We start from the raw sequence: 5,941 nt of genomic DNA on the forward strand, positions 1-5,941 counted from the left end.
AACCGCCTTCGCGCAAAACAAGGCACGATAACGCATCATGGCAACCGCGCTGTCACCGCAATTACCGTGTCTCATTCCAGGGGTGCAGTCCAGCAGTGTCACAAGGATTGCATGGGACGGTAAGACGCTTCGAGCGCCACCAAAGCAGTTCGGCGCGATCACCAACGGCCACCACGTCAAACTAAATGGCCCATGGGCGGGAACAATCGAACCTCTCTTCGATGATGCCGACAGTGCCTTGCCGTCGCTCGCTGTGAAGTTGGAAAGCCTCTCGTACGTGGACGTCCCGGACAATACGACAATCGAAAAGCGGATTACACCGCATGAGATAGCCTCTGATGACCGCAAGCTGCTTGGCGAAGCTCTAGCTTCCCTGCTGGTCCGCTGTCCTGCAAATCGAAACCGGCTACATCTTACGACTGAGCGGTTTTGGGGCCGGACCGGCGATCAAATCGGAAAGCATGACGACACGCTCATCGCTCTGAATATCAACCAGCACTACCGCCAGATAGTGCAGTCTCTAGAGCGTGGCGGAAAAATCGTTCTCCTCCGCTCCGGTGAGCGGGAATTCATCATGGGCGAGGGCTATCTCAATACGCTGATCGGCAATACCGTCGAATTGCATTATCACTGCCTCGTCCCGCTCACGCCGACTTTAGCCGTGCTTGCCTTCGCACCGCGCAGATACTGGACCAACCCGGCGATTTGTACCGTCGGACTCGCCCCGACTGAGGTCGCTACTGTCAACGAGGTCACCCAGATTTACTCCCGCGACTACATTTTCTGTCGAAACGAGATGCCGAAGCTTATTGATGCATTTTCGGCTCGCGAGTTTCGTGTCGTTCAATATCATCGCTTCGAATGGCTCGACAGGATGATGCAGGCGGTCGCAAGCTATGCACCGAAGCGAAACGTCTCGTGATGGGTTTTCATGAAGATCGTCGATTCACTCCTTAACCGTTCTGAAGAGGTCGTCCTTCACGAGCTGCAAAAGATCGTGTCTGACAACGCCATGAGGGTATTCACCAAACCCCGGCTGTCAGATGTGATCCAAAAAGGCGGCTCGCACCTCACAAATCGTGAGTTCGATTTCTATACCCGGAGTCATTGCGATTTTGTCGTTGCGGACCATGACGCCCGACCGGTCATGGTGGTCGAATATGACGGGCCGCTCCACCAACTGAGCGCCGATCAGCAAGAGCGCGATGCAATCAAGAATGAATTGTGTCGGCGAGCCGGATTGGGATTGCTTCGGATCAACGACAACTACGTCACGAAAATTTATCGTGGCATGACCGTGCTGCGCTGGATCATCGAGGTGCGCAGGAAGGAGGTCACATTCCGTGGGACGAGGCATTCGATCCGACCTTCCTCGAGCCGGCCGGGTCGGGCGGCCGCTTTCCCTACTGGCTCGGAGCCGCCGCGACACAGTCATTTCACAGGTTCTTCGGAACGCTAGATCGCGAAATTCCAAAGGGCCTCAATGGCGTCCTCGGGCAGGACGAGAACGGTGCAGCACGCAGGCTTTCGTGCCTTTACTTCGGCAATCAGATTCTTTGGACGACGACCGGCATTCGAAAGCAAGACCTGGAGTTTCCGGATTACGACCTGCTGGACGAGATCAACGTGTGCGAACTCGGCATTCTCTTAAAGAGGTTTCGTCGAGGGCTGGTCCGCGCATCATCCGTTGACGAATTTCGATCGTTCTTTGAACAATTTTGCAAGCGCTACAACGCGCACCCATCTTACTCTATGGGTGCATTTCCGTTCGAAGCACATTGGGGTTTGTCTGGCGGATGGAAGATGGGCTAGGCGTGGCTCATAGAAGTGCGCGCGGCCTGATGGCCAAATAGTAGCAGAATGCCACGATGCCGGCGCGGTCGGCAGCTCCTTCAAGTCAGGGGTAGACTCGCTCCACCGTCGGAGTCATTGCGGATCGAATGGAAAATTCGCCGAGTTGCCGCGCTACTTCTCCGGCAATGTATTGCGCACCCATGACAATGTGCCCAACCGCCATACGGTCCGGCTGCTCCGGAGAGTATCGGTTCTCAACATATTGAGGTAGCCGTTGGGTGGTTCTGAGAACACGATCGAGGTCAAAAGTCTGGCTGCCCTTACTGAAAGCCGTCGCGGCGGAAGCCAAGTCGTGACTGTGCTTCCGGCGTTCCTTCTCTTCTACGCCATGAGCGGCAAGACCAGCCTTAAGCGAAAGCTCAGCCCCAACGAGGCACGACTGGATCGCTCCGCGAAAATCAAATGCTACGCTCAAGGCCGCTGCCGCCGCTTGCAACTGAAACGAAGCAAGCTGGAGCAACTCTTGAGTTTCCTTGGCTGGCATTTTGTAGTTTCCTAGCCTGCCAAGCGTACCGGCGAAATCGAAGATATCGATGAACTGGTCGTGGAATGCTGCCAAATCCTGCGGGCGCGATGCCAGCCAGTGAAGCTGCGCCTGTGAGAAATCCGTAAGTTCAAACGGGTTGACCGACATACGGCCGTATCCAAAGGGAATGTATATTCGAGCGAAAACATCTCTGAACATGAAGATGCCGCCGTGAATGCCTCCAACGGCTAAATCCGACCCTCTATAGAGCGAACGATGCATAGCCAGGACTCGTTCGCCGGCCGGAGACATTCCGCTTCCCGTCATCACAAACACATGGCCAAGTTTCTTCATGACCTTGAGGACAGTCGCCATGCCGCGTTGCTTGGGCGACAGTCCCTCAGCGAGGGCTTCTTCGTCAGCCGCCACCACGAGCTCGAACAGCTTGCTATCGGAAATTTCTTCTTCGCTGGTTGTCGTACCTTCAGAAGACGGCATGAAATCGTCCTAAAGTTCTCATCCGACTGGTTCCTACGCCAATCCCGACTGTCGCAACCATCTCAGCGCAATGTCGGTCGCTTCACCCTCAAGCTCCTGCTCCGCGCGAAACGACGTGAAGGCCGCCGCACGGTAGCGAGCTTGATCATGAGGCAGTTGGTGCGCAACAGCGCCGCGGAGGGCGAAGTATAGCTTCCAATTCGGTGTGTCCTTGTCGGCGTCGGTTAGAAGATAGGACATCAACGCAATCTGCTCGCTCGCAAGGAATGCCGCGCGATGCATATGACCGTCCTGGACTTCTATGCTCCGTTTCCATTCGTTCTTACGTCTCTTCTGATCGCCAATGCTCTCGGGCATTCCGACGTAAGAGCGGGGCGGGGCAAGGCGCGTCGCATTCGCTGCGGCCTTCCAGTGTTCACAGGTATGACACAGCATCACGACGTTGCGGAAGTGGTTCCACATGGCATCCGAAATTGGGCCTTGATCGAAGCGCGTCCAATCGATGTATGGCCGCCAAAATTCGAAAACGTCCATGGATAAATCGTTCATAGTTGACAGGTCGCGGCACAATAGCTCGTTTCGGTGATTCGCACTTGGTGCTACCTATTGGATCACCCGTCTTGAGGAGAACCAGATTCGACCTAAGGGGAGGCCAAATGTCCAATGCTTGACGCTATCGCTGACGAGAACCAGTGAGCACCTGCTCAACCGATTGGCACCGCGCGCTCTTCCTGACTGGCGATAAATGCAAGAAGCACCGATTTGCGCGCGCACAACATGGTCCCGAGGCGAAAGAGCGGAAGCCTTGATCGCTCGGCAAGATAGTAGATTTCGCGCCGGTCCTATCCCGTTCGCTGTCTTCCGTTCCAAACAGAAATTCGGCGATTGCATCTGCACCTTCGAGTATGTCGTCGGCTTCCGACATACGGCCGAGTTAAATCGTTGCATGATCGATCATTCTGTAAGAAGGCGCATTTGACGCCCCTCTTCTCGAGCGCTAATGCTGAGCGTTCTCGCCCCATCGGCTCCATAACTCACGCCCCGTAAGTCATGACAAACACAGCTCTTGTTGCGGACCTCAAGAAGCGCCTTGTCGCCTGGAGCGAGAGCGTCGTCAAAGATATTGGCTCTGCTGGGGTCTTCTTATTTGGAAGCCTCATCTACAAAGGTGGGGCCCAGTTTGGGGCGGGCAGCGATGTTGATCTTGTCGTGTTGTTCCCCAACAAGCCCATGAATGCGCTCGCGCGGCGCGACTGGCTCGAAAAGCTGCTTGAGCACAAGATCCGTCTCGAAGCCGAGCTGGTCACCATCTTGACCGAGGCAGATCTGGGCAAGCCGCTTTGCAGCATCGTGGTGCCGACGCCTCTCGAGATCTTGGGAGACATTCACAAGGACGGCGCGCGAGGTTTTTTCAAGGAGAATGCCTATCTGAACCTTCTGGATCGCAAAGAGTCGAAAGGCCTGTCTGGGGCCGGCACGCGTGAAATCAAGGACCGTCTCGCGGTCGAAGGGCTGCGGTTCGCTCAAAAGAAACGTAACGCGTTCTTGGCTGTGAATGCCAAGGGGGAGGGAGGGATTCCACCTTACGCCGGTGATGATCCGGCGCCGAAAGACATCATGCGCCATGCAGCTATGGCAGCACACTCGGAAGATCGCAACGCGGACCCGGGCGCGGAATACGACACTCAAGAAGGCTTAGACTTCTTGACGCACGAGCTTTATCGGCAGCGAGGAGATGCATCCGCTTACCGCGATCTGCATCATTGGCTTTCAGTGCGGCGCGGAGCGCGAGGTGGTGTAGGGCCTCTCACGGCGAGTGACCACCTGCTCTTTGTAGAAATTATCGGCGATGCGGCGCGGGCACGTTTGAGTAAGCCGGATGTACAGCTTGCCTCGTTGAGAGGGAAGCACAGTACCGCATGGTTCTCCGAGCGTTTTGCTCAGGCCTTTCCAGGTGTCCGCGGAGTGCAGTGGTTCGACGATCCTGAACAGGTCAAAACACGCCTTCTCAAGCTGCTGGAGGCACCGTTAGAGTACGCGGACGCTGAGCCGGTTTGGTGGTTTCGAGGATCGAGCAATCTGCGGATTCGCGCGTTCGAGCAAGTTCGCGACCGGCTCTATCAGATGGATGAGAATGAGCTTTTGATCCGACGGATCGCCGCCGTGAAGCCGGGTCCCTACTATTGCGACTTTGTGTATGTCGAGCTCGACCCGATGGAGCCTATCGGCATATATTCCAAGACGGCCGAGCGTATCGCTGAGGAAACGAGTGGCGAGGGCGACTTCGGATACTATTGGGAAGAATATGGCTTGGTCGATGGCAAGTACGTCATCACCCGATCCCAAAATGATGATGGTGCAGCAGAGATTGAGGGGAGGCTTGAAGACGTGCGCGGCCGAACGCAACTTCGCGCGCGGTATGTGACGCCCTACAATTTCATCATCGCGGCCAGCCAGTCGTCAATCAACAATGGTGATTTTGACGAATTCCTCGAAGCGTGACCATGCCACTTCAATTGTTTGCGACCGAGAGAAATTCGAGCTTGTCGTGAGGATCTAAGGCGGATGGAGTAAAACAGTCGCGTGTATGACGTGATCGACTTCACGATGTGGCATCGAACTGAAGTGATCACCCTTTGCGCGTGTCGAAGGCGGGAAAGTTGAGGAGGGCCTATCGCTCGCCGGTCTAATTAAGGACAATGTTTCAGCAAGCACTTGCTCGGCGGTTGATTGGCATTGCAGCCTGATTGCTACTTCTGCCATGAGGACCAGCAGGCAGGGAGCCTGAAGGCCCAACATGCCCTTTCGCAGAGCATTGCGGCCCTTTCGACGAGAGCGTCGACCCGGATCTAGCCGGCTAAGCGATCGGGTGCATCGCGGTGATGCGCCCTTCTATTTCGCTCGCCGTACCCGTCTTTGACGCGGTATCGATCACTGCGAATACGCCGTCACAGAAAGCAGGGTAGGGCACTGGCTGGCCCTGATTGAGCAGCTTCTCACGACTAAAGAACGCAACGCCAGACCAATCTGTCAATCGGCGTTGGACTGGGACCCCCCGTATTGCCGCATCAGCGAATGTTACCCTGATGGCGCCATTGGACTGGTCGATGCGACCTCGACTGA

The 5,941-nt window shown here is 55.8% G+C and carries 6 protein-coding genes; 3 read left to right on the forward strand and 3 right to left on the reverse strand.

Features of this window, described 5'->3' with window-relative positions; all coding sequences use genetic code 11:
* Positions 1–37: 37 nt before the first annotated feature.
* Positions 38–922 carry a hypothetical protein gene (locus ABIB06_RS38710; RefSeq protein ID WP_354053286.1) on the forward strand — a complete coding sequence of 295 codons (885 nt, stop codon included), beginning with the start codon at positions 38–40 and terminating at the stop codon, positions 920–922.
* A 9-nt stretch (positions 923–931) separates the two neighbouring features.
* Positions 932–1,459 (forward strand): DUF2726 domain-containing protein, encoded by a 528-nt coding sequence (locus ABIB06_RS38715; protein ID WP_354053285.1) that lies wholly within the window; start codon positions 932–934, stop codon positions 1,457–1,459.
* 438 nt (positions 1,460–1,897) lie between these two features.
* On the opposite strand, the gene ABIB06_RS38720 is transcribed toward ABIB06_RS38715, so the two are convergent.
* Positions 1,898–2,818, reverse strand: a complete 921-nt coding sequence (locus ABIB06_RS38720; protein WP_354053284.1) for a hypothetical protein — start codon at positions 2,816–2,818, stop codon at positions 1,898–1,900.
* Positions 2,819–2,851: 33 nt separating this feature from the next.
* Positions 2,852–3,352: a hypothetical protein gene (locus ABIB06_RS38725; protein WP_354053283.1), complete on the reverse strand. Its 501-nt coding sequence runs from the start codon at positions 3,350–3,352 to the stop codon at positions 2,852–2,854.
* 516 nt (positions 3,353–3,868) lie between these two features.
* Here ABIB06_RS38725 and ABIB06_RS38730 point away from each other — a divergent pair.
* Positions 3,869–5,320 carry a nucleotidyltransferase domain-containing protein gene (locus ABIB06_RS38730; RefSeq protein WP_354070401.1) on the forward strand — a complete coding sequence of 484 codons (1,452 nt, stop codon included), beginning with the start codon at positions 3,869–3,871 and terminating at the stop codon, positions 5,318–5,320.
* A gap of 355 nt (positions 5,321–5,675) precedes the next feature.
* Here the strand turns inward: ABIB06_RS38730 and ABIB06_RS38735 are convergent.
* Positions 5,676–5,941, reverse strand: a 266-nt coding sequence (locus ABIB06_RS38735; RefSeq protein WP_354070403.1) for a hypothetical protein, incomplete at its 5' end; no start/stop codon positions are given.

Origin of the sequence: Bradyrhizobium sp. LB8.2 (assembly GCF_040548035.1) — a bacterium.
Classification (GTDB): Bacteria; Pseudomonadota; Alphaproteobacteria; order Rhizobiales; family Xanthobacteraceae; genus Bradyrhizobium.

Excerpts from the sequence above, each read along its gene's own strand:
- ABIB06_RS38710 (WP_354053286.1), top strand. The coding sequence starts at position 38 with ATGGCAACCGCGCTGTCACCGCAATTACCGTGTCTCATTCCAGGGGTG.
- ABIB06_RS38715 (WP_354053285.1), top strand. The coding sequence starts at position 932 with ATGAAGATCGTCGATTCACTCCTTAACCGTTCTGAAGAGGTCGTCCTT.
- ABIB06_RS38720 (WP_354053284.1), bottom strand. The coding sequence starts at position 2,818 with ATGCCGTCTTCTGAAGGTACGACAACCAGCGAAGAAGAAATTTCCGAT.
- ABIB06_RS38725 (WP_354053283.1), bottom strand. The coding sequence starts at position 3,352 with ATGGACGTTTTCGAATTTTGGCGGCCATACATCGATTGGACGCGCTTC.
- ABIB06_RS38730 (WP_354070401.1), top strand. The coding sequence starts at position 3,869 with ATGACAAACACAGCTCTTGTTGCGGACCTCAAGAAGCGCCTTGTCGCC.